The organism is Trichocoleus desertorum AS-A10, from assembly GCF_039962155.1.
Classification (GTDB): domain Bacteria; phylum Cyanobacteriota; class Cyanobacteriia; order FACHB-46; family FACHB-46; genus Trichocoleus.
This window is the reverse complement of the sequence record NZ_JAMPKN010000003.1, coordinates 202,143-229,028: the sequence shown is the minus strand read 5'-3', so window position 1 is coordinate 229,028 and position 26,886 is coordinate 202,143. Positions and strand designations below refer to the sequence as shown.

Below are 26,886 nucleotides of genomic sequence, written 5' to 3'. Positions count from 1 at the left end.
CACAACATAGGCGCGAGCATGGTCACCACGGCAGAAAAGACAAATGTTGGTTACGTTTCCCAAGTCATCGGTCCCGTTTTAGACGTTAGATTTCCTAACGGTAAGATGCCGAGGATCTATAACGCTTTAAAGATCGAAGGTAAAAATGCAGCGGGACAAGACGTTGCTATTACTTGCGAAGTGCAGCAGCTTCTAGGCGACAACCAAGTTCGTGCCGTCGCCATGAGTTCCACCGATGGCTTGGTGCGTGGAATGGAAGCCGTTGACACAGGCGCTCCCATCAGCGTGCCCGTCGGTGCTCCTACCCTAGGCCGAATTTTTAACGTGCTGGGTGAGCCCATTGACAACAAAGGCCCAGTTGATACTCAAGAAACTTTCCCCATCCACCGTGCCGCTCCCAAGTTAACCGACTTGGAGACAACACCCTCCGTATTTGAAACCGGAATCAAAGTGATCGACCTGCTGACCCCCTACCGTCGGGGTGGCAAGATTGGTCTATTTGGTGGTGCTGGTGTAGGCAAGACCGTCATCATGATGGAATTGATCAACAACATCGCTACCCAGCATGGGGGAGTGTCCGTATTTGGTGGTGTAGGCGAGCGCACCCGCGAAGGGAATGACCTCTACAACGAAATGATGGAATCCGGGGTTATCAAGAAGGACAACCTCAACGATTCTAAGATTGCTCTTGTGTACGGTCAGATGAACGAACCACCCGGAGCTAGAATGCGGGTTGGTCTGACTGCTTTGACGATGGCTGAGTACTTCCGCGATGTCAACAAGCAAGACGTACTGCTGTTCATCGACAATATTTTCCGTTTCGTTCAAGCGGGTTCTGAAGTATCAGCGCTGTTGGGTCGGATGCCTTCTGCGGTAGGATACCAGCCCACGCTCGGTACTGACGTAGGTGACCTGCAAGAGCGGATTACCTCTACCACCGAAGGTTCGATTACTTCGATTCAAGCGGTTTATGTGCCTGCGGACGACTTGACCGACCCAGCACCTGCAACCACCTTTGCTCACTTGGATGGAACCACCGTACTTTCACGGGGTCTCGCTTCCAAAGGTATTTACCCTGCGGTAGATCCTCTCGACTCTACCTCCACAATGCTTCAACCCAGCATTGTTGGAGATGAGCACTACAACACCGCTCGTGCAGTCCAGTCGACGCTACAGCGCTACAAAGAACTGCAAGACATCATTGCCATTCTCGGTTTGGATGAATTGTCTGAAGACGACCGGGTGATCGTAGCGCGGGCTCGTAAGATTGAGCGTTTCTTGTCTCAGCCCTTCTTCGTCGCAGAAGTGTTTACAGGTTCTCCTGGTAAGTATGTCTCGATCGAGAATACGATTAAAGGCTTCCAGATGATTCTGGGTGGCGAGTTGGATGCGCTTCCTGAGCAAGCCTTCTACCTGGTAGGAGACATCAACGAAGCGATCGCCAAAGCCGAAAAAATGAAGGCAGACGGCAAATAGCAACGAGATGAGAGGTAAGGGACGCGAGGTGAGGAGCTACGAATCCAAATTTTGCTTCTTTGGCCTTGAGTCCCCCACTCTTATTCCCTAGCCCTGGAGAAACCTATGACATTAACTGTACGTGTAATTGCCCCAGACAAAACTGTTTGGGATTCTACGGCTGAGGAAGTTGTTTTGCCTAGCACTACTGGGCAATTGGGCATCCTGAGCGGCCATGCTCCCCTACTCACCGCCTTGGAAACTGGCGTGATGCGCGTCCGTCCTGGTAAGGATTGGGTCGCGATCGCCCTGATGGGTGGTTTCGCAGAGATCGAAGCCGATGAAGTCACTATTTTGGTGAATGGTGCAGAACGCGGTGAAGCGATCGACCTAGACAAAGCTCGCGCTGCCTACTCGGAAGCAGAAGCTCGCGTCAACCAAGTACAAAACGGTACCCGTCAAGAACAAATTCAAGCCACCCAAGCTCTCAAGCGGGCCCGAGCCCGTCTGCAAGCCGCAGGTGGTGTGGTGCAGCTTTAATCGAGCCTTAAATACTTTTCAGTCTTAACTCCCTTTGGTCTTGCGCTAGAGGGAGTTTTTTTACGCAATTTACTAATCTTGATAAGAGCTTCACCAAAGGCACATAAAATCACAAAATTCCTTCTATGTTGCGCTGCTAGACTGTTGCCGAACCAAGCTTTTCTGAAGTTATTTTCAAGGTTTCGTTAGAGAAATTTCTACCTCAAGCTTGAATCTAGAAAGGCTCAACAAATTAATTAAGATTCAGTAGGGGCATTAGAGATGAGACTTCGGCTTATTTTATCCTCGCTTGTATTAGCTCCATTACTGAACTTAATTCATCCAAGTGCGATCGCACTTTCACAAGAAAAGGCTGAGTTAGCTCTCGCCGAAGCTGAGCTGTTAATTTCTCTTGCTGGGGATTATGCCACTATCGGGCAAAAAAACCAGGCTATTGATCTACTAGAAGACTCTTTATCTCTTAATCAATCACTAGTAGAGCCTTGCCCCAAACTTAGACTTTTGGCTGGTGTTGCAGGTCAGTATGCATTTGTCGGACAAAAGATTAAAAGCTCAGAGATATTTTCCCAGGCTCGAAGCATTCTGAAGGCAACTAAATATTGCGAGCCAGAACCCTCTGGTTCTAGTAGGAGTTACCCTACAACTTGGATTGCAGTAGCATCCCTCAAACATGCTCAAGTAGGCCGATATGATACAGCCTTTCAAGTTGCAACCGCTTTTGGCGATCAATATTTTTCATATATTGCGGGTATCATGTCGGACAGCAATCTTCCAAACGAACCAGGCTTGGTCAAATTAAAGATTGCAATCCAGCGGAGATTAGCTGATTTCTACTTTAGAACTAAAGAATTTAACGAAGCTAGAACAATCTGGCTTGCTTTAGCTAACCATTACAAAGAAACAAGAGACCTTGAGCAGGCAAATCGGTTTCAAAACTTAGCTTCAAAAATTGAGCCGACGGAAGATCACTCTTTGAACAATCAATCTCCTGAAGAGAAAGCGCAACGCACTCTTTTTGAGTGTTTCAGGAAATCAAAGTTACTTGGTCGGAATGCAGGATGGGTAATTGGAAATACTTTAAGCCCAGGGGAGCTGAAACCAATTCTCGATCTTTGTAGGGCGGAAAAACTTACTGGACAAAACTTAGATATTAACGATGAGGTTTTCCAGGCTTTGCAGGAGATATCTGCGCTTGTACAAAGAATTCCATCACCGATTAAGCGCGCTGATAAATTAGCTGCGATCGCTAATATTTACGGATCGCTCAAGAAAGACGTAGAGGCAACGAAACTTCTTGACGAAGCGCTATCAAGTCTAAAAGCGGCTCTGAACTTAAAAGTTGAAGATGGTTCTGAAGCAAATTCTGCACTTACTGGAATTATCAAGGGCTATCTAAACATACAACAAGTAGATCGAGCGATCGAAATCGCTCAGATGGTGCGAGATGGCAAAATCGATTTACCCGCTGGTGATATTGCTGAGGTTGATTATAGATCTTATGTTAACTATGGAACGTTAACACCACTTATCGTAGCTTTCTATGCCGAAGCAGGCCAGTTTGAATCGGCCCTTCAGTTTGCCAACAGCCTTGACAGGGGGCATCGAGACGAGGCGCTGCTTGTAATTGTTCAGCAATACATGTCAATCGGGCAATATACTAAAGCACTTCAGATAGCCGAAACAATTGAGGAGCTTGGGTATCAAAACAAAGCTGAAGTCATTTACGACATTCTCGAAAGAGCGATCGAGTCTGGCAATTTGGAATGGGCAAGACAAGCGACTCTACACCTCAACTGGAAAGCCCAGGCGACACAGTCAATCATGCAGGAACGCTTACAGGCCAGCGCTTATAGCCTTGCTTATCGCGATCGCCTGTTGCTGATGATTGCTCGTGAATACACTGAGTCAAAACAATTTACTCAGGCACGTAACACCGCTGCTCAAATGGGCGTAGATGAGTTTGGTAAGGTGCTCAAAGCTGAAGCCCTGAGTGCGATCGCTCGTCAGTACGCCAAGGCAGGGCAAACCAAAGAAGCAGTTAAATTGCTCAATCAAGCTGTGGAGATTGCTCGATCTATTTCACCCAACTAGCCGCACTAATTTGCTGGTGGCCTTAGAACACTTTTTCAAGGTTCTACAAAATACCCAGGGGGGTCATGTGTGGCCTGTAGTCGCGATCGCCTTTAGTCCTAAGGGTCAACTATTAGCCACTGGAGGTGATGATAGGACCATCAAGCTCTGGCACGTTGATACAGGCCAATTAATGCTGACTGTGGATGCATGACCAAACACCACAGTTCGGCTCCAAGAATTTTTTCCACAAAAAAAGGCGCTTTCCATCCATGTTGGTGCTGGACGGATTTAAGCTGCGCCAAAGAGTCAGGAGCCGATAAAAATCAGGCGCTACCTGTAAAAGTAACTTCAGGAAACTTAGATTGAGCCTCCGACATGGGACGGCGTCTGCCTTCCTCTTGCCAGTAGTTAATCACTTCGGTCGCTTTGTTGAGTAGCTCGACGCGATCGGTTTCAGCAATCCAGTGCTTGGCTTCCAGTTCGTTCTTGAGTTGTTCCCAAGCATCATTACGAGGCCAGAAAAAGTAAGAAGTCAGAGGGCTGGTACCTTTACCAACAACCTGATCAACCGCAAGAGCAACGTTCTCTTCTAACCAGAGAATCTTTAAGATAAACTTCGACAATCAAACCTCCAGCAGGCAGCCTTAAACTATTTGCGTAACTCCACAAACGATCATCTTACCTTACTGTCCCCCGTATCTGACAAGATATCTTGCAGGGACTTGACCTTAGGAGGCGCGAATCATTGACTCAAGCATCTGAAGCAGCATTCAATGCCATTGTGGTATTCGACATTGACGGCGTCGTGCGGGACGTGAGTGGCTCATACCGTCGCGCCTTAGCAGACACCGTCGAGCACTTTACCCAGGGAGCTTATCGCCCTTCTTCGGAGGATATGGATGCCCTCAAGTCAGAAGGCATCTGGAATAACGATTGGGAGGCTTCACAAGAGCTAATTCGTCGCTATTCTCAAACTCAAGGGCAAAATGAACTGGACTGTGCCTACGAAGAAATAGTGGCATTTTTCCAGAGTCGCTATCGTGGTCCAGACCCCAACCATTTGACTGGCTATATTTGCCAAGAGCCTTTGCTGATGAGTGCGGCTTACATTGAGCAGTTAAGCCAAGCCAATATCGGCTGGGGCTTTTTCAGCGGTGCCACCAGAATTTCCGCAACCTATGTTCTCCAAGCCCGCATGGGGTTAAAGTCACCGTTACTTGTGGCGATGGAAGATGCCCCCGGAAAGCCTGACCCCACTGGGTTATTAAAAACCGTGGAGCACTGGGAAACCCAAGGCTCCGCTACAGCAACAACGCCTGTTTTTTACGTGGGGGACACCGTTGCAGACATGCAAACGATCGCTAAAGCCCAGCAAATTCAACCCGATCGCACTTGGCTGGCAGTTGGGGTTTTACCGCCTCATGTCCAAACTACCCCAGAGCCCCGAGAAGCTTACGCTACAACACTGAAACAAGCAGGGGCGATCGCGGTTTTTGAGCAGGTTGAGCAACTCACTCCTGACACCATCCGCCAGCTGATGGGTTCATAGTAACGTGACGAGCTGACAAAAAAGTTTTTAGTTCAAAGACAAAAACTTTTCTAATGCTGTCGCCATTGCGGGTGGCCAACGTCGGACTGTCGTAACCCATTGAATGTCCTTATAGCGGGAATCTAGACCCACTGCTGAAACCCACTGACTCTCAGCTTCACCCTGCTTGCCTTGCACCCATAGGGCCGCAGTCAGGGCTGCTCGCATATCAGCAAATTTAGGATACTTCCGCACCAAGTTCCGCATCGTACGGATCGCTTCGTCGGTTTGGCCTGCTTGATAGGCTGCTAGGGCATAATTGGCTCGTGCAAAGGCGTAGTCTGGTGCTAAATCAGCAGCATGGCGATAATCTGCGATCGCCCTTTCCCACTGGCCTAGCCCTGCTTCAGCATTGCCTCGATTGTTAAAGGCCGCTGGATCATTGGGGTCCAGTTCTAAAACGTGGTTGTAGTCTGCGATCGCGTCTTCCCAGCGTCCTAACCCTTCTAAAGCCGTGCCCCGATTCAAATAAGGGTCTGGAGCGTCTGGAGCCAACTCCATTGATTTGTTGTAGTCTGCGATCGCAGACTCAAGCTTGTTTTGGCTAACCCTAGCATTGCCACGATTACTCCAAGCTGCGGCATTGTTGGGCAGGCGATCAAGAATTTGAGTCCAGTAAGTTTCAGCCGTTGCAAAGTCACCGACGTTAGTAGCAGCAAACGCCCGCTGAAACAAATCATTAACTTCTGCCTGCACATCCTGCGTCGGCATCTCCAGAGCGGGCCTAGATGCAGACAATGTAGCAGCCTGAGCTGTTGGTAAATCCCCGCTACCCAACCAAGTAGCGATGCCGATCCATAGCCCGCACAGCAAAGCCAATATTAATCGCATTGAGGTAGCTCTCGACTGACTCTGTAAACTTTGTAGCAATTCTTGTGGCAATTCTTCGTAACTCTGGGCTCTGAAACTTACGCTTCAGACCTTCGCAGAATCACGATCATCTCATCGCCATTTTTACAAAATAATTCTAGTTCAAACGCTAGATTTAGCGTCTTTTTCATCGTCAGAAGTAGGTCTAGAAATTCTGTTTGGGTCCAAACGTGATAGTGAATGCTGTAGTCGATCGCCATCAGGTGACTGGTTTGTACTTCGGCCTCGTGATCATCCTGGATTTTGTTGACGATTCGGGTCCACTCCTCAAAGTGGTGCCTTCTAGACCACTCTGGCCCTTCTTCATAATCCCTCAGGATGTGTTCAACTGGGGTCACAGCGCGATCGCAGTCAAACGTATAACGCTTATCTGGAATAGCGAGATACAACACTCCACCGATTTTTAGCACCCGCAGCATGCTACACAGCGATGCGATCGTATTCTGGCAATGCTCAATAAAGTGATTGGCAATGACAAAGTCTTGGCTCGCCTCAGCAATAGTTGTGAGGGATTCCCCGTTGTCAATAATGTCAACTTCGACCAAATTTACCGCATTCAACTCAGGATAGTGAGTTCTCAAATCTGGGACCGACATTCTATCTACATATTTGACCTGAGCGTTGCTGGGTACATAAAGGGGATGATTTAAGGCCCCAATCTCAATACCTGTTCCGGTCAAATAGTTGTTGGCAATGAGTTCTCGGTTGATTTTGGCAAAACTCTTCTGTTCCACTTCAGGCCCTTGACTATCTACCGGATCGATATTCGCTAAAATTGCAACTTGACCAGGATTAACTGAGTCCAGTTTTAGGCCCGGTTCTGCGAGGGCAGAAGCAGATGGATTGGTCGGAGATGCTGAATTTTGCTCAGGGGATGCCAGGGATGTGGATGAACTGGGAACTAGATTCTTGGCTCTCTTGATGAAATTCAACATAACTTTTCCTTGGATTTCCTTGGAGATGAAAGGCTCAGGATAACAGGGGAAGCTGGCTATCGGGAGGAGTATAACCTAGGTGCTTCCAAGCGGCAGTGGTGGCGATGCGACCCCGAGATGTGCGATTTAGGTAGCCAATTTGCAGCAGGTATGGCTCATAAACTTCTTCAATAGTTTGGGAGTCCTCCCCAGTCGCAGCAGCCATCGTGTCTAACCCAACAGGGCCACCATTGAAGTGCTCAATCATGACACTGAGTAGGCGACGGTCGGTCCAGTCAAGGCCACAAGGATCGACGTTGTAGAGTTCCAGAGCTTCAGCCGCGATCGCCTGAGTGACAGTGCCTGCTGCCTTGACCTCTACATAGTCACGCACTCGCTTCAGCAGTCGATTGGCAATTCGTGGCGTCCCCCGAGAACGGCGAGCAATTTCAGCCGCCCCTTCATCGGTAATATCCGTGCGAAGAATCAGACCGGTTCGACGCACAATTTCAGTCAACTCATCCAATTCGTAGAAGCGCAGTCGTTGAATCAGACCGAAGCGATCGCGCAGCGGAGAAGTTAACGCGCCAACTCGTGTCGTAGCGCCGATCAAGGTAAAGGGTGGCAGCGGAATGCTACGAGTTCGGGCACTCTGGCCTTTGCCCACCGTGACATCTAGCCGAAAATCTTCCATTGCTGGATAGAGAATCTCTTCTGTCACCCTAGGCAAGCGATGAATTTCATCTATAAATAGAATATCTCCAGGCTGCAAATTGATTAACAGCCCTACAATGTCACGTGGACGCTCTAAAGCGGGGGCACTGGTGATTTTGCAAGCGACTCCCATCTCTGATGCCAAAATCAGCGACATCGTGGTTTTGCCCAAGCCAGGTGGCCCGTAGAGCAACAAGTGATCTAAGGTCTCGGCGCGAGCCTTGGCCGCTTGAATCGCGATCGCCAACACTTCCTTGAGATCTTTCTGCCCGACATACTCAGACAGGCACTGAGGTCGTAACCGTTCTTCCTGCTTGCCAGCTTCTTCAGGACAAGCTTCAGGCTGCACCAGCGACTCTGGCGTGGCAGTGGCCAAGAGGGGACCACTACTAACAGCAACCTGACGAGAACGGGGCTTACCTTCCGTTCGCCGATCTGGTTCCGATGGCTGTTGTTTAGAAGAGATAATTGCCATAGTTGAGTATCATCATACTCAGAGATTCGCTCAAAACAATGACATCTGTGTTTACAGTTCCCGAAGGAATGACGTTTGAGCAAGCGATCGCCCTGACACAATCGCTATTAGCTCATATGGAACAGGGTACCCTGTCAGCCGCAGAAGTAGAGCGGGCGATCGCCGCTTTAGTCAGCAGCGAAGCAGGGGCTCGTGGCTTTTTCGTAACTTATCTCACCGATTCCGGAACCATAGCAGATAATCCGGATACAGCAGTTCTGACGGCTCTGCGCTCTGCCCCAGAAATAGTGGCTGAGTTGCTGATCAAGAACTTAGCGATGTCTGCTGCAATGGCCGTATTCCATCGCCGCCAGCAAAATGAAGCGACTGCCCAAGAGTCTGACCGCGTGCGATCGCGCACTGAGCGCTTAATTCGGCTACTACAATTACCCGCAGTGCAAGTCAAAGGCCAAAGCTTGATCCATAGCATCACTGCTGGCCAAGGCCCATACCAAAGCTTTTTAGATCGCTGGGGCTATGACACGGAGCAGCGTCAAGTCATTCAGCAGGTTCTCCAGCAAGCCTTAGCGTAATTGCATCACCAAGCCCATACTCGGCCTCAGAATTTTAGATGTACTTAAGGCAGAATTTGAATAAAATCTTAACTTAAGGTATGTTATCGGGACCACAGATCAAGGCTACAAGAACCTAGATCAAATTATCCAGCCCTGTGTTTCACGCAGCGACAGGAACTCAGACGTTTGATCTACCTTCATAGGTAAGAAGTGAATTACGGATTCGATCTTGATCTAATGCAGATTGCTTCGTAGTTAGCAACATAAACAGACCGAGAGCCTTGAGCTGAGCAATGTTTGGTGTGTAGGCAGTGGGTGAGGACGTGAAAGTTGATCAGACCAATGAAAGGAGTAGTTCGACGAGTTAGCAACCTAGCTCGTTGGTTACCAATTGCCCCCAAGTGGTGGGCCAAGCTAGACCTGCTTAAAGCACTGGTGCAACGAGATCTAGAAGCTCGCTACAAAGGTTCTGTTTTGGGAAATTTGTGGCCTTTGCTGAACCAAATTTCTCAGCTACTAATTTACACGTATGTTTTCTCAATTGTCCTCAAGGTCAAGCTGAGCATACAAGGATTACCTGACAACAATTTAACCTTCGGCCTTTGGTTGTTCGCAGGGCTACTTCCTTGGATTCCCTTTTCCACTGGGGTCGCCCAAGGTGCAGCGTCAGTGATTACTCAACCTAACCTAGTCAAAAAGGTCGTCTTTCCTCTAGCGCTGTTACCGTTGGTTCCAGTTCTATCCCTCTTCTTGGAGAGTACCTTGGGCCTGATGGCCTTAATCTTGATGGTTGCCATAACTTCTCAGACGATACATAGCACGTTATGGCTATTACCACTGGTTTGGATCCCTCAACTGCTATTAACAGCAGGGTTGGGGTACCTGTTTGCTGGCTTCACCGTTTTTCTGCGAGACATCCCTCAAACGCTGGCAGTGATCCTCAATCTCTGGTTTTACGTAACACCCATTATCTATCCAGCCTCTGCTATTCCCGAACAATGGCGAGCTTGGATTTTTTGGCTAAATCCCTTCACTGCGATCGTTGAGGTTTACCGAGATTTAGTCCTAGTCGGAGAAGTCCATCACTGGGGTGAATGGGGCACTGCTTCACTGGTGTCTCTGGTCGTTTTTTTGGGAGGTCTGTGGTGTTACCAGAGGCTACGTCCAGCTTTCGCAGATGTCCTTTAAGGCCGCTTAAAGCTTAAGCAGCTTTCCAAAGTACCCAACCTAACTAACCCTTTTCGTAGCTTTTGCAGCCCTCATCCCGATGAATGAAATTGCAATTTCAGTCAAAAATGTTTCTAAATGCTTTAAGAAATATCCTCATCCAGTAGCCCGACTGCAAGAGATTTTGTTGCCCGGCAAGAGCAAAGCTGAGGAATTCTGGGCCCTACAGGATATTAGTTTTGAAGTTCCTAAAGGCGAAACTTTAGGCGTGGTCGGGCGCAATGGCTCTGGTAAAAGTACATTGCTCCAAATTATTGCTGGGACACTGACTCCAACAACCGGAGCTGTGCAAGTCAATGGTCGCATTTCAGCTCTCTTAGAACTGGGGAGTGGATTTAATCCAGAATTCACAGGCCGACAAAATGTTTTTTTTAATGGTCGACTTCTAGGGTTGAGTCAGAAGGAAATCGAAGACAAATTTGATGAAATTGCTAGATTTGCAGACATTGGTGAGTTTATTGATCAACCTGTCAAAACATACTCTAGTGGTATGTTTGTACGCTTGGCATTTGCAGTAGCTGTTAACGTTGACCCTGATATTTTAATTGTTGATGAAGCGCTGGCGGTGGGAGATATTGTCTTTCAGCATCGGTGTATCCGCCGCATGAGAGCTCTTATGGAATCTGGCATCACAACACTATTCGTTTCTCATGATGCCAGTGCCATCAAAACTTTATGTAGCTCAGCCATTATGGTTCATGATGGCAAGATGTACACCTCAGGTTCTCCTAATCAAGTCATTATCGACTACATGAAGCTGGTGACTGAGCTGGAGCTGAATCTAGCTCCAGATAAGCCTGAGCTAAGGTCAGATGATCTTCCTTCCGACCTTGATAACTCACCAGCTACAGAGGTTCCACCTGAAGTGGAATCAGTCAGGGAATGCAGTACTCCGGTTGAGAGCGAAAGTGTAATTGAGGCTAATGAAAGTACCAAGAAGAAAGCAGCGCGTCGCGGTAATCGCAAAGCTTTGATCGAAGAAATAAAGTTGTTAGATCAATTTGAAGAATACGCTGGTGAAGTTCCTATCCTTGGCTTTAACGAAGAAGTAACTTTGCTGATCGGATTGAAGGTATATGAGCCCCTCCAGGGTTGTGTTGTTGGCTTTTATATATGCGACAAAAATGGCAATGAAATTATCGGTAGTAACACCTTTGAGGAAGATTTACGCATTGGCAAACTAGAGGCAGGAGAGGAATTAAAGATCAAGTTTCGCTTTAAATTGCCATTGAGAACAGGCTCTTATAGTTTGACTGTGGCAGGCTCAGAAAACTATTCATCAATCACTTTTGATTGGATCGATAATGCTCTAGTTTTTCAAGTACTACCTCCCAATACAGGTAAGCAGATTTATGCCTTAGTTGATCAACCAATGGCTGTTAGCGTTATTCAGAAAAAGCTACCTGTCGTTGTGTCATAAAATTCATATCTTAAAAGAATTAAGGTGATAGGTTATATGAGTAGTGGTTGGGCGAAAGATTATCCTGCTGTGAAAGGGATCACTGAAGAAGCTTTGGATGAGAACAACAGCCACAAAAAGATGTTGCAGTTAATTGGCAACAATAAACATGTTATAGATTTTGGCTGTGCCACAGGATACTTAGCTCAATTTCTTTCGAAGAGAGGCTGCAAAGTCACAGGAATTGAAGTTAACCCAGAAGCGGCAAAAACGGCTGAAAATTATTGTGAACAGGTTATTGTCGCCGATTTAGATCTAGTTTCTCTAGCTGAGATTCTGCCTGAAAAGAAGTTTGACGTAGCTGTTTTTGGAGATGTCTTAGAGCACCTCCGAAATCCTTGGCAATTACTAAAAGCGACAATCCAGCTCTTAAAACCAGATGGCTATATTGTTGCTTCGATTCCAAACATTAGTCATGGAGCAATTCGACTAGCACTCTTAAAAGGGAGATTTGAATATAGCCAGCTTGGCATCCTGGATGATACTCATCTTAGATTTTTTACCCATGAAACAGTCAAAAAATTGTTTGAAGATACGGGATATTTTGTAGATTGTCTTGAGCGCACAAAACTTCCGGTTTTCTTTCCGTCCCCTCTCATCCCTCAGGTAGTGAGAGAAGAGTTTGACGAAAGCACGTTACAAATCGTTGAGCAAGCAGAAGAATCAGATACTTTACAGTTTGTTTTGAAAGCATATCCGCTTTCCCTAGAGGGTAGAAACTCAGCTTTGGTTCAAAGGTGTTCTACGTTGACGGAGCAGCTAAGTGAATCAAAACTTCAGCTACAGCAGTTACGAATTGAGCTAGAGCAGTCGCAAGCTCAGATGCATCACACCTACGGAGAATGGGAGCGATCGCAGGCACATCTACACGAGACTTATGCTCAGTGGGAACAGTCCCAAGCACAACTACGCCAAACTCAGGCAGAACTTGAGCAATCCCAAGCAGAGTTAGAGCGATCGCAGGCACATCTACACGAGACTTATGCTCAGTGGGAACAGTCCCAAGCACAACTACGCCAAACTCAGGCAGAACTTGAGCAATCCCAAGCAGAGTTAGAGCGATCGCAGGCACATCTACACGAGACTTATGCTCAGTGGGAACAGTCCCAAGCACAACTACGCCAAACTCAGGCAGAACTTGAGCAATCCCAAGCAGAGTTAGAGCGATCGCAGACACATCTACACGAGACTTATGCTCAGTGGGAACAGTCCCAAGCTCAGCTTCAGGAAGCTCAGGCAGAACTCAGCCGATTACAAGCACAACAAGCCACTTACGCTGAACTAGAGCAGGCCCAAGCTCAGCTTCAAGAAGCTCAAGTAGAACTCGTGCGATCGCAGGCTCAAATCCGAGACGCTGAGGCAGAAAAGCAGCGATCGCAGACCCAAATTCAACAGCTAGAAACTGATTTAGATCAGTTACAATCGCAGCTCCAACAAACTCATGGCCGCTTGGAATACTCCCAGACCGTTATTGCGGCCATGCAAACCAGCAAGTTCTGGAAATTGCGTGATCGCTGGATGAACCTTAAGAAAACGTTGCGGGTTGAACCCTCCGAAGAGTTCAAATTCGCGATCGAGAATCTTCCTGGATTAAATTTGGGTTCAACGACTCAGTCCGCACCAAAAGCAGTCGTTCCTTTAGAGTTAGAACGCCACAAACAGACTATAACCACTACATACAAGCATGTCTTAAAGAGCTTTTTAGCATCAGGAGCAAAGCTACACCTTCCTACCAGCCAAACTCCCTTAGTTACAGTTATTTTAGTTTTATATAATAGAGCCGAGCTAACTTTCCAGTGCTTACGGTCTTTATCCGAAAACTTTTATAACTCCTTTGAAGTTGTCATCGTTGACAATGCTTCTTCTGATGACACTAGCGTGCTCCTGGATCGCATTCAAGGTGCCAGGATTATTCGCAATAGTGAAAATCATCACTTCTTATTAGCAAGTAATCAAGCCGCTAAAGTCGCTCAAGGAAAATACATATTATTCCTGAACAATGATGCCCAAGTCCTCCCCGGCAGCATTGCCTCTGCGGTTAAAACGATTGAGAGTGCAGAGGACATTGGCGCTGTAGGTGGCAAGATTTTGCTGCTTGATGGTAGCTTGCAAGAAGCTGGAAGTATTATCTGGCAAGATGGCTCTTGTTTAGGCTATGGCCGAGGCGACTCTCCGTTTGCTCCCGAGTATATGTTTGGGCGCGACGTAGATTATTGCTCTGGCGCATTTCTCCTCACTAGTCGAGAACTCTTTTTGCAAATGGGGGGCTTCGACGAAGATTACAAGCCTGCCTACTACGAAGAAGCAGATTACTGTTTACGATTATGGCGCTCAGGCAAACGTGTAGTTTACGACCCCGATGCGGTAATCCTACACTTCGAATTTGCTAGTTCAAAATCAAGTGATGCTGCTTTACAGTTACAGGCTAAAAATCGTGAGATTTTTGTCAACAATCATCGCGATCGCTTGCAAACCCACCACTTACCAGACCCCGCTAATATCTTGTTGGCTCGCACCACAGCTAACAAGCAGCCCCGTGTCCTTTTCATTGATGACCGAGTTCCCCATGCCTTCTTAGGTGCTGGTTATCCCAGAGCCAGAGAAATTCTTCTATCTCTAATTGAGCTAGGTTACACTGTCACTTTTTATCCTCTCAATGATCTAATTGATGAAGGAGACTGGGATACAGTTTATCGGGACATCCCTAAAGTCGTAGAGGTGATGACCGAGCACGGTAGGCCCAAGCTGGCAGAATTTTTGCAGCAACGAGCTGGCTACTATGAGGCCATCATTATTAGCCGTCCTCACAACATGCAAATCTTTCAACCCATCTTCACAGGGCATCCTGAACTATTCAGCAGTACCAAAGTTATTTACGATGCTGAAGCGCTCTTCTCCTTACGTGAAGTGGCTTATCGCCGATTGAATGGCCAAGAAGTTTCTGAAGCTGAGATTGACACTTTAATTCAAGATGAAGTCAAGTTAGCCGCAGGCGTTAGCTCAGTTATTTCGGTTTCAGAACCGGAAAGTAAGAAATTTGCTGAGTGTGGATTTCCTACCGTTCATACATTGAGCCACACAGTAGCTTTACGTCCCACTGAAAATTCCTTTAAGCAACGGTCTGACATTTTATTTGTTGGGGCTATTCATGATGATTTCAGTCCCAATGCAGACTCAGTGATTTGGTTTGCCAATCAAGTATTTCCACAAATTCAAGCGCAGCTAGACGGAGACTTAAAGTTCAAAATTGTTGGGTTTAACAGCTCTGAAAAGGTTTTCAACCTAGCTAATGACCACATCCAGGTGATGGGCCGAGTGAATAACTTGGAGAGCTATTACAACCGCGCTCGTCTCTTTGTTGTCCCCACTCGCTTTGCTGCCGGAATTCCCTTGAAAATCTATGAGGCCGCTTCTCATGGACTGCCAGTGGTCACGACCTCACTGATTGCCGCTCAGCTAGGTTGGCAAGACGGCATAGAGTTGCTAGTTGCAGACGACCCTAATGAGTTTGCTCAAAAGTGCGTCCAGTTATATACCGACGCTGAGTTATGGGAGAAACTGAGGTTTAATATTTTACGCAGGATCGAAGCAGAAGGTTCTAAGGAAGCATTTACTGCCAAGCTACAAGAAATCCTGACGAAGGAATAAACCAAATGCAGAGGTTAGACCAATGCTAAAAAATTCTGTACTACGTTCTAAACGTGTGCTAGAGCGAGTTCCCCGCCTACTCTTCCTGCTCAAAACTGAAGGCTTGAATCCGGTCCTAGCGAGAATTTTTAGGAAGCTTCATTTCAAGCTTGCTAGCACCTCACTTTTGGCTGAATCGCAGCAACCTGCCGTAGAAGTGCCTCTGAGCGCTAACCCTACTTATCAGCAATGGCTGAATAAGAACTTTCCGCGAGCAGCTGACCTAACCAAAATGGCTGAGACATTCGAGGTGTTTCGTTATCAGCCAACCATTAGCGTGCTGATGCCCGTTTTCAACACGCCAGAAACTTTTTTGCGAGAGGCGATCGCCTCAGTTATTGACCAGATTTATCCTTATTGGGAATTGTGCATTGCCGATGATGCCTCTACACAGCCTCATGTAAAAGAGATTTTGGCAGAATATGCTGCTCAAGATCCCAGGATTAAAGTGGTCTTTAGAAGCGAAAATGGCCACATTTCTCATTCCTCTAATTCAGCCTTAGAAATAGCCACAGGAGAGTTTGTAGCACTTCTTGATCATGATGATTTGCTAACGCCAGATGCTTTATATGAAGTAGCTCTGTTGCTCAATCAGCATCCTGAAGCAGACATGATCTACTCAGATGAAAATAAGCTGAATGAGCAAGGCCAACTGCTAGAACCTGCCTTTAAACCTGACTGGTGTCCAGACTCCTTTTTGTCTCGCATGTACACCTGTCACTTAGGAGTTTATCGGCGCTCTTTACTCGATCAAATCGGTGGCTTCCGTGTGGGTTATGAAGGCAGCCAAGATTATGATTTAGTCCTACGATTTACTGAAAAAACGAATCAAGTCTTTCATATTCCCAAGGTGCTTTACTGCTGGAGAATCCATCCCGAATCTACAGCCACTGGTGAGGAAGGTGTCAAACCTTACGCTTACATTGCAGCTCAAAAAGCCCTAGAAGAATCGATTGAGCGGCGTGGAGAGCCTGGAAAAGTTTTAGATGCACCTGGCTTTTTAGGAATTTATCATGTTCGTTATCAGCTACCAGAGCAATATCCAGTTAGTATTATCATTCCAGTAACCAGTGAGCACCAAACTTTTATTAAAAACTGTCTAACATCTATTTTTGCAAAAAGTACTTATCCAAACTATGAAGTGATTGTTGTTAGCGATCGCACTGTTTCTCAAGATACAAATCGCCTTCTTGCTCAGTGGCAAGCTAAAGAACCAACAAAGTTCAAACATCATCAGCTTTCTAAGCCTTATTCTAGTTCTAGCCTCAGCCGCTATGGAACCCGTCAAGCTCAAGGCAGCTATTTACTATTTCTAAATGCCAATACAGCAGTGATTACTCCAGATTGGATTGGTGCCATGCTGGAACAAGCACAGAGACAATCTATTGGCGCAGTTGGAGCTTTATTGCGATATGACGATGACACCATTCAACATGCTGGCTTAATTGTCGGCATTCGTGATGCTGTAGGCTGTAACCACAAGTATCTGCCTGCAACAGCTTCAGGTTATATGTTTCAAATTCAAGCCATCAATAATTTCTCTGCTGTTTCTGGTGCTTGCCTCATGTGTAAGCGAGAAATTTATGAGCAAATTGGAGGCTTTGATGAAAAATTAACCCATCAATATTACGACGTAGACATATGTTTAAAGATGGTAGAGCAAGGATATAGAAACATATATTTGCCTCACGTTTCTCTATACCATTATGAGTCGAAGGAAGAGAAAGTTTGCGAACCAGATTTAGCTTATTTCAGAGCTAAATGGCAAAGCTTCATTAAACATGACCCCTGCTATAGCCCTCATTTAACAAGGGAATATGAAGATTACCGCCTTTGAACTTAAGCACCTTGCAGATTGTGTAATAGATTAGTAGCTACTAACAATACAGCTCCACTCTTCGTATTCTGAAGCACAAACAGCAGCAATCGCCTCATTTATGTCTTCTAAATCTGCACTAATCACAGGCATTACAGGACAGGACGGTTCCTATCTTGCCGAGCTACTTTTAACTAAGGGATATCAAGTTTTCGGCTTGGTCCGTCGTTCTAGTTCTGGTAATTCTAGTCGTATTAGTCATTTTTCCGATGACATCAAAATCCTTTCTGGAGACTTACTAGACCAGTGCTCCTTGATGGATGCCATTATTGAAGCGCAACCAGACGAAATCTATAATCTTGCGTCTCAAAGCTATATTCCTACTTCTTGGACCCAGCCTTCCTTGACGGCTGAGTATACGGCGCTAGGCGTTTCTCGGCTTCTAGAGTCCATTCGTCGCTGCAAACCGGATGCTAGGTTTTATCAAGCTTCTAGTAGCGAAGTCTTCGGGCAACCGGATGAATCTCCGCAAACAGAGCGCACAGCTTTTCGGCCTCGGAATCCCTATGGGGTAGCCAAAGCCTATGCTCACTGGATGAGCGTAAATTATCGTCAGCAGTACAATCTCTACACTTGCTGCGGCATTACGTATACGCATGAATCTCCCAGGCGGGGAGCAGAATTTGTGTTTCGCAAGATCACGCGAGCAGCAGCCCTCGTTAAACTGGGCTTGCTAAATGAGCTGAAGCTGGGGAATCTTGATGCGAAACGAGATTGGTGTTATGCCAAAGATGCCGTCTATGCGATGTGGTTAATGCTGCAACAGCAAGAAGCAGATGACTACATTATTGCTAGCGGTGAAACTCATTCCGTGCGTGAGTTGGTGGAATGCGCCTTTAGCTGTGTGAATTTGAACTGGGAAGATTATGTTTCGGTTGATCCTGCCTTTTACAGACCTGATGAGCCTGTCCAGTTAATGGGCTGTATCGACAAAATCCGCAATCAACTAGGCTGGCAGCCTCAGCATTCTTTTCAGGAGTTGGTGGAATTGATGGTAGAGCATGACTTGAAAGCTCTGCAAGACCAGCCTTAATAAATGCAGAATTCTGATGCGGGCTTTTGAGTGAAGCGATCGCCTTCCTGAATTCATGTCTGTGTGCTCAGCTTTACAGCTACAATTTATAACAGTTTTAAGGGCGCTCTCCCACCGAGGAAAGCGCCCTTTTTAAGTTTGATGCAGTCATTCTAATAGGAACTCACTAGCTGAAGGCTAATCAACTTAGACCTCAACCAAGTGTTTCTACTTATATAAACAATCAACAAAAGCCCAAATAAACAGGAAACAGAGCCGTCTGGCGTCAATTAACTGAGGGAAGCGTGACTGCGATCGTAGGAAGCTCGGAAAGAGGGATGAGCTTTGCCTTGAATATGGTTCCAGTACTCTGATGCTTCAGCAGGCATCCCTACTTCTGCCGCGGCACGACCCAGCATCGATTGCTGACGATTTTTGATCAAGTGGTGATGGCGCATCATTAAAGCACGAGCTTGATCTTGAGCAGACATAAATAGTTCTCCTATTAGATGAATCGATCTGAGCATTTATGGGTTGTTCAATCAATATAACAAAATTTTCTGTATCTAAAGTTACAAAACGCTTTACATGCCATATTTTTAATATTTTTTTACAAATAGAGGAAACCAAAAGTCTTTGCAGGCTAGGAGGCGTTTCGATAAGCGCGCATCTCCAAGGAACGTCAGCTTGTTTAGGCTACCGTTCAGCGGTAAGCTCAGACCACTTGAGCTTGTGGGAGAAAAGCTGTGGCAGTTGAGGAGCGTTTGGTTGAAGTAGGGCCGTTGAAATGGTTTTGCCGAGAAGCAAACCCGATGAACTCAACGGATAAGCCGCCAGTGCTGCTGCTGCACAGTTTTCCTTCCCAAAGTTACAGTTGGCGGCAGGTGTTGCCTGCTTTAGCCGAGCAAGGTTTCCGGGCGATCGCACCAGATTGGCCTGGGTTTGGCTTTTCTGCCAAGCCAGATAAGCGAGATTTTGCTTACACACCTGATGCTTTTGTCGGTGCTTTGGCAGACCTAGTGCAAGCGCTGGAAGTTGAACGGTTTTCCCTGGTGGTGCAAGGTTTTTTGGGAGCCGTAGGGCTCCGCTACGCTTTACAGAATCCTGACCGAATCGAGCGCTTGGCTATTTTCAATACGCCGCTCTCTACCACTGCAAAGCTGCCTTGGAAGATCCAACAAATGGGATTACCCTTGGTGGGTGACATGATGACGCAAGACCCCTTGCTGGTCGATCGGTTGCTAGAAGGAGGTGGGCCTTACCAGGTAGCTGACAAAGATTTGGATGTGTATCGGCGGCCTTTTCTCAAAAGCTCGGATGCGGGGCGATCGCTGCTATATACGCTACGCAACTTACAACTGCCAACAGCCACCGCAGAAATTGAGCCAGGCTTTGCTAACTGGGAGCGGCCTATCTTGGTAGCTTGGGGCATGTCCGATCCTTGGTTGCCGTTTAGCATGGCCGAAAACTTTACTAAAGCGGTTCCTGATGCAGAGCTAGTAAAACTAGAAGAGGTGGGACACTATGCGCAAGAAGACTGGTATGAAAAGGTGAATGAGGTGCTCTTACCTTTCCTACGTCGTCAAAGTCATTGAGCCTAGCTAGGATTGAGATGCTAGTTAGATTTAGGCGATCGCTGCCTTAAGATCTCGCAGTCTTTATTTAGGAAGAAGACTTTGAGTACAGTCTTGAGATATATTTCTTTACGAAAATTATAAATGGTCGCCCCCTAAGCGCCTCTCTAAAAACTGATTTGAGTTTTGGGATAGGTTCTAATCAACAAGGCAATTAATTTTGCAAGTGGTAAACAAGTAGAGTTATGAGACACTATCGGTCAATTTTGGCTCTAGCACTGGCCTTCGTCACAGCGTTTCTCGTCAGTTGCAGTAGCCCCACCAGCACCAAAACCCTGACTTACAGCCCCACTCAAGTCGAGCGCATCCAAAGTTATGCCTCTGGTATCACTGCCCTTCGCGGTCGGATGCCAGAGTTGGCAACTCTAATCGAAAATCGTGAATGGATCGATGTTCGCGGCTTTATTCACGGTCCTCTAGGAGAGTTACGGATCAGAATGGGAAATTTGGCTCGCAACTTACTGCCCGATGCTCAAGGGCAAGCGCGGCAAGCTGCTCAAGACATTTTTACTCACCTAGAAGAAATCGATGAAGCGGCTCAGAACGGCGATTATCGTCAAGCGATTCGCAACTATGCGGAAGCGTTGAAAGACTTTGACGCTTTCTTCCAACTCGTGCCCAACAGCTAGAAAAAAGATCTCTCCCCAAACCCCTCTCCCGTGGGAGAGGGGTTTTGAATGTGGCATCCTAGGCTCTTAATTTTGAAGCGAAATCTATGAGTCGTGTTGCTGTGGTGGGTTGTGGGGTCGTGGGAGCTGCGATCGCCTACGAACTCAGCCAAATACCAGGATTGACGGTCACTGTGTTCGATCGCCAAATTCCGGCTCAAGCCGCAACGGGAGCTGCCTTGGGTGTGCTGATGGGCATCATTAGCCACAAAGTGAAAGGTAAAGCTTGGCAGTTGCGGCTTGCCAGTATGCAGCGGTACGAAACTCTGATTCCGGAACTAGAGGCGATTGCAGGCTGCACCATTCCCTGGAATCGCAACGGTATTTTGAAGCTGTGTTTTGCCGAGGAAGACCTCGTTAAATGGCAAACCTTGGCTGAAACGCGGAAAAGTCAAGGCTGGGAGTTAGAGATTCTGGATACAGCTCAGCTTCAAGCTCAGTATCCCTTCCTTAACCAAGATTCGATCAACGCGGCCATCTACTCACCTCGCGATCGCCAAGTCGATCCGGTGGCTCTCACACACGCCTTGGTCACGGCTGCCGAACGCAACGGTGTGACGTTTCACTTTAATGCTGCTGTAGAGACCGTCCCTTGTAGCCCTGACTCCAACAATTCACAGATTTGCTCTCAGTTACAAACAACAGCAGGAAACTTTGAGATTGATTGGCTAGTGGTGGCGGCAGGGCTAGGCTCCACACCCCTAACTGCGGCTCTCCAAGAATCAATAGAAATTCGTCCAGTTTTAGGCCAAGCGCTACATCTGGAACTCGACCAACCCCTAGATATTCTGGAAAAGCAACCTGTAATTACAGGCAACGATGTGCATATTGTGCCTTTAGGCTCGAATCATTGCTGGGTGGGGGCAACGGTCGAATTTGCAGCTGGTGAGGAAGTGGTGGCGGATGAAGCGCAATTGCAAATAGTTTTGGAGCAAGCGATCGCCTTTTGTCCTGCCTTAGCTAAAGCCACTGTACTCAAAACTTGGTCTGGTTTGCGCCCACGTCCGGAAGGACGTCCTGCCCCCATCATTGGGCCGCTGCCAGGTTACAGCAACGTTTTGCTGGCTACAGGGCATTACCGCAATGGCGTTTTGCTCGCTCCTGCGACGGCTCAGATGATTCGCCAGTTGATTACCGCCAAGCAAAATTAATTTAATTACACTTTCTCGCTCTCTTGAAGCCTCCTGTGCCAAAATCGCGGAGAATCGGGGGGCAGTATGGATGTAAATGAACTCCTACAACGGTATGCGGTAGGGAAGCGGGACTTTGCTTGGGCAGATTTGCAGGGAGCTGATTTAGCAGGTAGCAACTTAGCGCAAAGTAATTTAAACCGAGCCAACTTGACAGGGGCGAATCTTAAACAAGCCAACCTAAGCCAAGCTAACTTAACCAAAGCCAACTTCAGCAACGTTGATTTAACCGGGGCTAACCTCACAGGAGCTACCTGTCGTAAAGCCAACTTCACCGGGGCTATTCTTGCAGGGGCGATATTGGAAGCCGTTGATTGGACAGGGGCAACCTTGCCTGATGGCAGCATGTTTGAGGCGATCGCTGTTCCTGAGCCTGAAACCGACACACCACTAGAAGATGCAGCAGTGATGAGCAGTGAAGCAGCCGGGAAGGAAACTCCTGAACTGGTAGCAACTCCAGCGCTGTCAACTCCTGCAAGACCCCGACGAACCACGGTTAAAGAGTTTCAATCTGATTTACCTTGGCCCTCTTTATTGTTGCTGGGGGTAGGATACTGTTGCTTTGGTTTTTTGATTGGTATGCATCCAGGGGCAGGGTTGGCTTGGGTGATTGCTTGGCTTGGCTCGATCGCCTGGCTGTTTGAGGAATCTCTGACTTGGTTTGCACCGTTGGTCGGCGCGATCGCAGTTATGGCAGCGACGGGGGTTTCGGTCGTGCTTTTGGCAGTCTGTGGCGTAGTCACCTTCACTCTGTTAGTAATGCTCAAATTTCTGGGTTGGAGTTGGCGAGCGGCTGTCAAGGACAGTCTTTGGGTGGGCGCGATTGGCGCAGTTGCGATTATAACCGCAAGTTGGCTATTTGCGGATAATGAAGGAACTGGCGCAATCCTGGTATCTGGCAAGTTTCCCTTCGCGATTTTGTTGCTGTTGGGAGTGTCTGGAGCAGGGCTGGGAGCTGTTGCTTGGGGCCAGATGTTGGGGACAGGCTACAGTAGGAGGCAAACCGCTTGGACTTTTGGTGGTACTACTGCCTTGGGTTTACTGGGTGGCTGTTTGCTGGCGCTTCCCTTGCGTGGGTAAGCCTTTACGCAGGTAAGAGTGTGCGATCGCAGCGTTAGTAAAAATCTCTCCGAATGGCAATAGGAGTGTTGGGTGAGCGAGACACCGGATTTTATTCTCTATGCTCAGCATGGTTGGGCCGATAGTAGCCGAGAAATTACGGCTTTAGCTCAGAGCCTCGCCTCGCCCAATACCAAAGTCGTCACGCCGAATCTTGGTTTTGTGAAAACTTGGCTGCGGATCGAGCCATTGATTGACCATGTAGAACAGGTTGCGATCGATATGTTGGCGACCTACCCCGAAACTCGCATCCGAATTATTGGGCACTCAATGGGCGGCTTGATCTGGCTAGAAGTGCTGAATCGTCATCCTGAATGGTGGTCACAGGTTGATTCTTTAGTGCTGGTTGCTTCTCCTGTGGGTGGTTCAGATTTAGGCCGTATTTTTGATCCGTTAGAGTTTGGGTTGGGCATTGCTCGCGACTTGGGCAAAAACCGTCGAACTATTGCTGAGACGATCGCGGCTGTAATTCCGACTTTGACGATCGCGGGAGATTATGACGGTGGGAGCGATGGCACGATTCCCGTCGAGTCGAGTAAATTTCGCCATGCCAAATTTGTCTGCATCTACGGCTTGCCCCACGCCACGCTGAAAAATCACCCTGCTGTTGCTGCTGCGATCCGTGACTTCTGGGGCGAAGCAACTGAGGAATCTGAATTGAGCGGACACCTGATTCAGCGCTTGCGTTTGGTGGCGGGTATGACTGATGCTCACCGTCGCGACTTTGAGCGATCACAAACCCTCTTCACCTTTGAGGATGGCACCACAATTCGCACCTGGAAAAATCCCTTTGGTGTGGATCACGTCTTTGTCGCCAGTCCGAGAGGGCAATGCCTCTATGGTGGGTTCGTTGGTTGGCTCCATGCCGATGATCTGCGCCAAGCCCTAGAAGAAATCCAGCGAGAATATTACCCGCAGTCCTAAGGCGATCGCTTGTTGCATTGCTTGAAGCGTTCGGATACCTGCCTTTGCTGTCGGGAACAATAAGCATCAACCCCCAGGAGAACCAACTATGCAATCTCAAGCAACTTCTCTCTACGAGCGGCTCGGTGGTGTGTACAGCATCGCCACGGTTGTAGATGACTTTATCGATCGCATCATGGACGATCCACGCCTCAACTCCAACCCACTAGTCGATGAAGCTCACCATCGCGTTTCCAGATCTGGATTCAAATATTTGGTGACGGAAATGGTCTGCTGGGCAACAGGTGGCCCCCAACAATATAGCGGTCGCTCGATGCACGATTCCCACGCTCACCTGAAAATTACGGCAGAAGAATGGGAATCTTTTCTAGACGATTTTCAACAAACGCTAGACAAATTTGCCGTCCCTGCTACGGAGCAAGCTGAGCTATTTGCGATCGTTCAAAGCACCAAGCCCGACATTGTAATTCCTGCTTAAGACTTCATTCCTAAATTAGTTCGTGATATTAGGCGATCGCTCTTTTCTGATGGAGAGGGGCGATCGCTAATTTTTGAGGTGCGTTCTTGCGTTGTCGTAGCTCTATTTCTGTACGTACACTGTACTTACTGACAGCCAACAGAGTATTTCAGTGAACCCAGTTGTCAAAACTCGCATCATCAAAATCGGCAATTCTCAAGGAATTCGGATTCCCAAGTTACTGATAGAGCAGTTGCATCTCAGTGACGAAGTGGAACTAGAGGTGCAGCAAAACCAACTCATCATTCGTCCCGCTCGATCTACACGACAAGGCTGGGAGGCAGCATTTCAAAAGATGGCTGAGTACGGGGACGACCAAATTTTGGATTAATTAGGAGAAGAATAAATGGAGAAGCCCTTAAAAAGAATTCAGAGACGAAAAGAGGCAATAAACCAACTATCTGAATTAATGAGTCAATCAGATCACGTTGTTACTATTCACTACTCTTGTGAAAGTTTTTATGACAGAGCTGACGGTTCATCTCCTCGAATTACATCAATTGCCATATGCAACTTGGGTTCAAGACAAACTGTTTCTTTTTCAATTCATCAAATAGCAGAGATAAAAAGAATTCCTAGGGATCAAATAGAGTTAAACTACGACTCTCTTGAAAAAGAAATGCTTGATCTGTTCTATGACTATGTCCAAACTCATATAAATCACAAGTGGTTGCACTGGAATATGAGGGATGTAAATTACGGATTTCAGGCAATTGCTCACCGTTATAAAGCTTTGAAAGGTTCGCCCACATATATTCATGAATCAAACCTATTTAATCTATCAAGAATCTTGATCGAAATATATGGTGAAAACTATATTGGTCATCGAAGACTACCAAAACTAGTAGAGAAGAACAAAATGGATCATAAAGACTTTTTGGAAGGTGAGGCTGAAGCTGCTGCTTTTACAAATAAAGATTATGTAAGATTACATCAATCCACTCTTAGAAAAGTAAATATTCTTGCAAATATTGCTGAGCGAGCAAATGATGACTCATTAGAGACTAACGCAAACTTGAAAGATATTTATGGTAGTTATCCTGATGTTGTTGGCGAATTTCTCAAAGAGAATTGGATAGTCAGCGGCATTAGTTTCATTAGTGCTATTGCTGGTATAGCAGCTCTGTTCATGTCTAAGTAGAATTCCTATTTAATGACAAGCAGTAGGTGAGATATGAGAACCGTTAAACTTGAAGTGTAGCTATCTTCAGAAGATTTATTGGATATCATAAATCAGTTAGCTTAAAATGCTTCGCTGCACAAGTTTTAATACAGCAAGAATGGTGTAAAGCTATCAGTATTTTTCAGGTAGAGATGGAATTATTACTCCAAATTAATGGTATTCTTTATCCAGAAACTTATGAACGGTATGCCGAGCTAATTGGTAGGCGACAAGCTGAAATCTTAACATCAGATGAATATGGTGAACTGTTAAACCTAACTATTCAGTTTGAGCAGCTAGAATTTCAACGAGTAGAAGCCTTAGCAGAACTTGCAAAACTTTGGGGTGTTTCATTCGCTAATCTAATGAGTGACTTAGAGGTTCAGTCAGCTAGCTATGTCTGATAACCGCATTAAAGCCAACAAAAGCAAGCGATTTTTGAGCGTGCTTGTAGAAGCTTTGCAGCTGAATCGAGAGGGGCTTTTTGATTTGCGAAGGATTTTACATACAACGGGCGAACACCCACCACTTGAAACAGCCAATTAGAAATTTGGAGAAGTATGAAAACAATTACAGCTATTTATGAGCAAGGTGTTTTAAGGCTTACTCAGCCTGTTGAGCTACCGGAGGGTACAGAAGTACAAGTCGTGATAATTAAGAATGGCGCTAGTGCTCCAAAAGGAAATGCCGCAAGTGTTCTAGCCGCGATCGCTGCTCTACCCGATGAAACAGTTGACAGCGAAGTCATAGTAACTGTTGATGAACCATAGCTGATAACACCAAAATTTTTGGCAGCAAAAATGTTACCTAGCCCCATCGATTTCAAGTTTGTTTTTAGGTTCAGCGATCGCTTGATTTCTAACTCAAAGAAAGAGCGGTTGCTGAACTGATCTACCTTTAAGCTTAAATAAAATTACATTAAAGATAAATAAATTATTAATTGAGTTAGTGATACTAACTAAGCCATTGGATAGATGTGGTTTGTTTTTATAAAAGCGGAGGATAAACATAGTAAAGAGTCATTCGAATATAAATCTGTCAGTTTAATATCAACATCTTCTAGCAGTTTTAGCTAAAGGCTATTTCGAGATTAAACACTTCTAAACGTGTTTTAACATAAGTAAATAACTTAATGCTTTGAAGTGCAGAGATAATTCTGCATCCAGTTAAGGCATTCAGTTAGTTGGAGCTAATAGCGCTCTTCTCTAAATCAAAAACAAAATATTAG

At 46.6% G+C, this 26,886-nt stretch carries 27 protein-coding genes; 22 read left to right on the top strand and 5 right to left on the bottom strand.

The window, feature by feature from the left end; genetic code table 11:
* The first annotated feature begins 18 nt into the window (after positions 1–18).
* From atpD to NDA01_RS07840, 4 genes are all read left to right on the top strand, one after another.
* Positions 19–1,476: a F0F1 ATP synthase subunit beta gene (atpD, locus tag NDA01_RS07855; protein WP_190436974.1), complete on the top strand. Its 1,458-nt coding sequence runs from the start codon at positions 19–21 to the stop codon at positions 1,474–1,476.
* Positions 1,477–1,581: 105 nt separating this feature from the next.
* Positions 1,582–1,995, top strand: coding sequence for an ATP synthase F1 subunit epsilon (atpC, locus tag NDA01_RS07850; protein ID WP_348227496.1), 414 nt, complete (start codon positions 1,582–1,584; stop codon positions 1,993–1,995).
* A 261-nt stretch (positions 1,996–2,256) separates the two neighbouring features.
* Positions 2,257–4,086, top strand: a complete 1,830-nt coding sequence (locus tag NDA01_RS07845) for a tetratricopeptide repeat protein (RefSeq protein ID WP_348227495.1) — start codon at positions 2,257–2,259, stop codon at positions 4,084–4,086.
* Between the two features lie 16 nt (positions 4,087–4,102).
* Positions 4,103–4,279, top strand: coding sequence for a WD40 repeat domain-containing protein (locus NDA01_RS07840; protein ID WP_348227494.1), 177 nt, complete (start codon positions 4,103–4,105; stop codon positions 4,277–4,279).
* 112 nt (positions 4,280–4,391) lie between these two features.
* Here the strand turns inward: NDA01_RS07840 and NDA01_RS07835 are convergent, their stop codons facing one another.
* Positions 4,392–4,691, bottom strand: a complete 300-nt coding sequence (locus NDA01_RS07835; protein ID WP_190436966.1) for a 30S ribosomal protein PSRP-3 — start codon at positions 4,689–4,691, stop codon at positions 4,392–4,394.
* Positions 4,692–4,813: 122 nt separating this feature from the next.
* On the opposite strand from NDA01_RS07835, the gene NDA01_RS07830 reads away from it, so the two are divergent.
* On the top strand, positions 4,814–5,617 hold the full coding sequence (locus NDA01_RS07830) for a TIGR01548 family HAD-type hydrolase (protein ID WP_348227493.1): 804 nt from the start codon (positions 4,814–4,816) through the stop codon (positions 5,615–5,617).
* Positions 5,618–5,644: 27 nt separating this feature from the next.
* On the opposite strand, the gene NDA01_RS07825 is transcribed toward NDA01_RS07830, so the two are convergent.
* The 3 genes from NDA01_RS07825 to ruvB all read right to left on the bottom strand — a co-directional run bounded on the left by NDA01_RS07825 (position 5,645) and on the right by ruvB (position 8,629).
* Complete coding sequence (locus NDA01_RS07825) at positions 5,645–6,487, bottom strand: tetratricopeptide repeat protein (RefSeq protein WP_348227492.1); 843 nt, start codon at positions 6,485–6,487, stop codon at positions 5,645–5,647.
* Between the two features lie 77 nt (positions 6,488–6,564).
* Complete coding sequence (locus NDA01_RS07820) at positions 6,565–7,461, bottom strand: methyltransferase domain-containing protein (RefSeq protein ID WP_348227491.1); 897 nt, start codon at positions 7,459–7,461, stop codon at positions 6,565–6,567.
* A gap of 34 nt (positions 7,462–7,495) precedes the next feature.
* Complete coding sequence (ruvB, locus tag NDA01_RS07815) at positions 7,496–8,629, bottom strand: Holliday junction branch migration DNA helicase RuvB (protein WP_190563708.1); 1,134 nt, start codon at positions 8,627–8,629, stop codon at positions 7,496–7,498.
* Positions 8,630–8,667: 38 nt separating this feature from the next.
* Here ruvB and NDA01_RS07810 point away from each other — a divergent pair, with 38 nt between their 5' ends.
* The 6 genes from NDA01_RS07810 to NDA01_RS07785 all read left to right on the top strand — a co-directional run bounded on the left by NDA01_RS07810 (position 8,668) and on the right by NDA01_RS07785 (position 18,465).
* A complete protein-coding gene (locus NDA01_RS07810) occupies positions 8,668–9,201 on the top strand; it encodes a hypothetical protein (RefSeq protein WP_348227490.1) in 534 nt (177 codons plus the stop codon).
* A 324-nt stretch (positions 9,202–9,525) separates the two neighbouring features.
* A complete protein-coding gene (locus NDA01_RS07805) occupies positions 9,526–10,371 on the top strand; it encodes an ABC transporter permease (RefSeq protein WP_190436952.1) in 846 nt (281 codons plus the stop codon).
* Positions 10,372–10,450: 79 nt separating this feature from the next.
* A complete protein-coding gene (locus NDA01_RS07800) occupies positions 10,451–11,830 on the top strand; it encodes an ABC transporter ATP-binding protein (protein WP_348227489.1) in 1,380 nt (459 codons plus the stop codon).
* Between the two features lie 36 nt (positions 11,831–11,866).
* Positions 11,867–15,517, top strand: a complete 3,651-nt coding sequence (locus NDA01_RS07795) for a glycosyltransferase (protein ID WP_348227488.1) — start codon at positions 11,867–11,869, stop codon at positions 15,515–15,517.
* A gap of 22 nt (positions 15,518–15,539) precedes the next feature.
* Positions 15,540–17,393 (top strand): glycosyltransferase family 2 protein, encoded by a 1,854-nt coding sequence (locus NDA01_RS07790; RefSeq protein WP_348227487.1) that lies wholly within the window; start codon positions 15,540–15,542, stop codon positions 17,391–17,393.
* A gap of 100 nt (positions 17,394–17,493) precedes the next feature.
* Positions 17,494–18,465 carry a GDP-mannose 4,6-dehydratase gene (locus NDA01_RS07785; RefSeq protein ID WP_190551412.1) on the top strand — a complete coding sequence of 324 codons (972 nt, stop codon included), beginning with the start codon at positions 17,494–17,496 and terminating at the stop codon, positions 18,463–18,465.
* Positions 18,466–18,734: 269 nt separating this feature from the next.
* Here the strand turns inward: NDA01_RS07785 and gifA are convergent, their stop codons facing one another.
* Positions 18,735–18,935 (bottom strand): glutamine synthetase inactivation factor IF7A, encoded by a 201-nt coding sequence (gene gifA / locus NDA01_RS07780; RefSeq protein ID WP_190436937.1) that lies wholly within the window; start codon positions 18,933–18,935, stop codon positions 18,735–18,737.
* A 255-nt stretch (positions 18,936–19,190) separates the two neighbouring features.
* On the opposite strand from gifA, the gene NDA01_RS07775 reads away from it, so the two are divergent.
* The 11 genes from NDA01_RS07775 (at position 19,191) to NDA01_RS07725 (ending at position 26,428) form a co-directional block, all read left to right on the top strand.
* Positions 19,191–20,039 carry an alpha/beta fold hydrolase gene (locus NDA01_RS07775; RefSeq protein ID WP_348227486.1) on the top strand — a complete coding sequence of 283 codons (849 nt, stop codon included), beginning with the start codon at positions 19,191–19,193 and terminating at the stop codon, positions 20,037–20,039.
* A gap of 224 nt (positions 20,040–20,263) precedes the next feature.
* Complete coding sequence (gene psbQ, locus NDA01_RS07770) at positions 20,264–20,707, top strand: photosystem II protein PsbQ (RefSeq protein ID WP_190436934.1); 444 nt, start codon at positions 20,264–20,266, stop codon at positions 20,705–20,707.
* An 86-nt stretch (positions 20,708–20,793) separates the two neighbouring features.
* Entirely contained in the window at positions 20,794–21,897 is a 1,104-nt protein-coding gene (locus NDA01_RS07765) for an NAD(P)/FAD-dependent oxidoreductase (protein WP_348227485.1), read from the top strand.
* A 66-nt stretch (positions 21,898–21,963) separates the two neighbouring features.
* On the top strand, positions 21,964–23,016 hold the full coding sequence (locus tag NDA01_RS07760) for a pentapeptide repeat-containing protein (RefSeq protein ID WP_348227484.1): 1,053 nt from the start codon (positions 21,964–21,966) through the stop codon (positions 23,014–23,016).
* A gap of 72 nt (positions 23,017–23,088) precedes the next feature.
* Positions 23,089–23,979 (top strand): alpha/beta hydrolase, encoded by an 891-nt coding sequence (locus NDA01_RS07755; RefSeq protein WP_348227483.1) that lies wholly within the window; start codon positions 23,089–23,091, stop codon positions 23,977–23,979.
* 88 nt (positions 23,980–24,067) lie between these two features.
* Positions 24,068–24,457, top strand: coding sequence for a group I truncated hemoglobin (locus tag NDA01_RS07750; protein WP_348227482.1), 390 nt, complete (start codon positions 24,068–24,070; stop codon positions 24,455–24,457).
* A 151-nt stretch (positions 24,458–24,608) separates the two neighbouring features.
* Positions 24,609–24,827 (top strand): AbrB/MazE/SpoVT family DNA-binding domain-containing protein, encoded by a 219-nt coding sequence (locus NDA01_RS07745; protein WP_348227481.1) that lies wholly within the window; start codon positions 24,609–24,611, stop codon positions 24,825–24,827.
* Between the two features lie 15 nt (positions 24,828–24,842).
* Entirely contained in the window at positions 24,843–25,637 is a 795-nt protein-coding gene (locus NDA01_RS07740) for a hypothetical protein (protein WP_348227480.1), read from the top strand.
* Between the two features lie 173 nt (positions 25,638–25,810).
* Positions 25,811–26,062: a hypothetical protein gene (locus NDA01_RS07735; protein WP_348227479.1), complete on the top strand. Its 252-nt coding sequence runs from the start codon at positions 25,811–25,813 to the stop codon at positions 26,060–26,062.
* A complete protein-coding gene (locus tag NDA01_RS07730) occupies positions 26,055–26,204 on the top strand; it encodes a hypothetical protein (protein ID WP_348227478.1) in 150 nt (49 codons plus the stop codon). The genes NDA01_RS07735 and NDA01_RS07730 overlap by 8 nt, the downstream gene beginning before the upstream one ends.
* Before the next feature lie 14 nt (positions 26,205–26,218).
* Positions 26,219–26,428 (top strand): antitoxin family protein, encoded by a 210-nt coding sequence (locus NDA01_RS07725; RefSeq protein ID WP_348227477.1) that lies wholly within the window; start codon positions 26,219–26,221, stop codon positions 26,426–26,428.
* Positions 26,429–26,886 lie beyond the last annotated feature (458 nt).

Coding starts and splice junctions, on each gene's coding strand:
- NDA01_RS07800 (WP_348227489.1), top strand. CDS start 10,451: ATGAATGAAATTGCAATTTCAGTCAAAAATGTTTCTAAATGCTTTAAG.
- NDA01_RS07730 (WP_348227478.1), top strand. CDS start 26,055: ATGTCTGATAACCGCATTAAAGCCAACAAAAGCAAGCGATTTTTGAGC.
- NDA01_RS07740 (WP_348227480.1), top strand. CDS start 24,843: ATGGAGAAGCCCTTAAAAAGAATTCAGAGACGAAAAGAGGCAATAAAC.
- NDA01_RS07735 (WP_348227479.1), top strand. CDS start 25,811: ATGGAATTATTACTCCAAATTAATGGTATTCTTTATCCAGAAACTTAT.
- NDA01_RS07725 (WP_348227477.1), top strand. CDS start 26,219: ATGAAAACAATTACAGCTATTTATGAGCAAGGTGTTTTAAGGCTTACT.
- NDA01_RS07785 (WP_190551412.1), top strand. CDS start 17,494: ATGTCTTCTAAATCTGCACTAATCACAGGCATTACAGGACAGGACGGT.
- NDA01_RS07820 (WP_348227491.1), bottom strand. CDS start 7,461: ATGTTGAATTTCATCAAGAGAGCCAAGAATCTAGTTCCCAGTTCATCC.
- gifA (WP_190436937.1), bottom strand. CDS start 18,935: ATGTCTGCTCAAGATCAAGCTCGTGCTTTAATGATGCGCCATCACCAC.
- NDA01_RS07790 (WP_348227487.1), top strand. CDS start 15,540: ATGCTAAAAAATTCTGTACTACGTTCTAAACGTGTGCTAGAGCGAGTT.
- atpD (WP_190436974.1), top strand. CDS start 19: ATGGTCACCACGGCAGAAAAGACAAATGTTGGTTACGTTTCCCAAGTC.
- NDA01_RS07765 (WP_348227485.1), top strand. CDS start 20,794: ATGAGTCGTGTTGCTGTGGTGGGTTGTGGGGTCGTGGGAGCTGCGATC.
- NDA01_RS07760 (WP_348227484.1), top strand. CDS start 21,964: ATGGATGTAAATGAACTCCTACAACGGTATGCGGTAGGGAAGCGGGAC.
- ruvB (WP_190563708.1), bottom strand. CDS start 8,629: ATGGCAATTATCTCTTCTAAACAACAGCCATCGGAACCAGATCGGCGA.
- NDA01_RS07805 (WP_190436952.1), top strand. CDS start 9,526: ATGAAAGGAGTAGTTCGACGAGTTAGCAACCTAGCTCGTTGGTTACCA.
- NDA01_RS07810 (WP_348227490.1), top strand. CDS start 8,668: ATGACATCTGTGTTTACAGTTCCCGAAGGAATGACGTTTGAGCAAGCG.
- NDA01_RS07845 (WP_348227495.1), top strand. CDS start 2,257: ATGAGACTTCGGCTTATTTTATCCTCGCTTGTATTAGCTCCATTACTG.
- NDA01_RS07825 (WP_348227492.1), bottom strand. CDS start 6,487: ATGCGATTAATATTGGCTTTGCTGTGCGGGCTATGGATCGGCATCGCT.
- NDA01_RS07750 (WP_348227482.1), top strand. CDS start 24,068: ATGCAATCTCAAGCAACTTCTCTCTACGAGCGGCTCGGTGGTGTGTAC.
- psbQ (WP_190436934.1), top strand. CDS start 20,264: ATGAGACACTATCGGTCAATTTTGGCTCTAGCACTGGCCTTCGTCACA.
- NDA01_RS07795 (WP_348227488.1), top strand. CDS start 11,867: ATGAGTAGTGGTTGGGCGAAAGATTATCCTGCTGTGAAAGGGATCACT.
- atpC (WP_348227496.1), top strand. CDS start 1,582: ATGACATTAACTGTACGTGTAATTGCCCCAGACAAAACTGTTTGGGAT.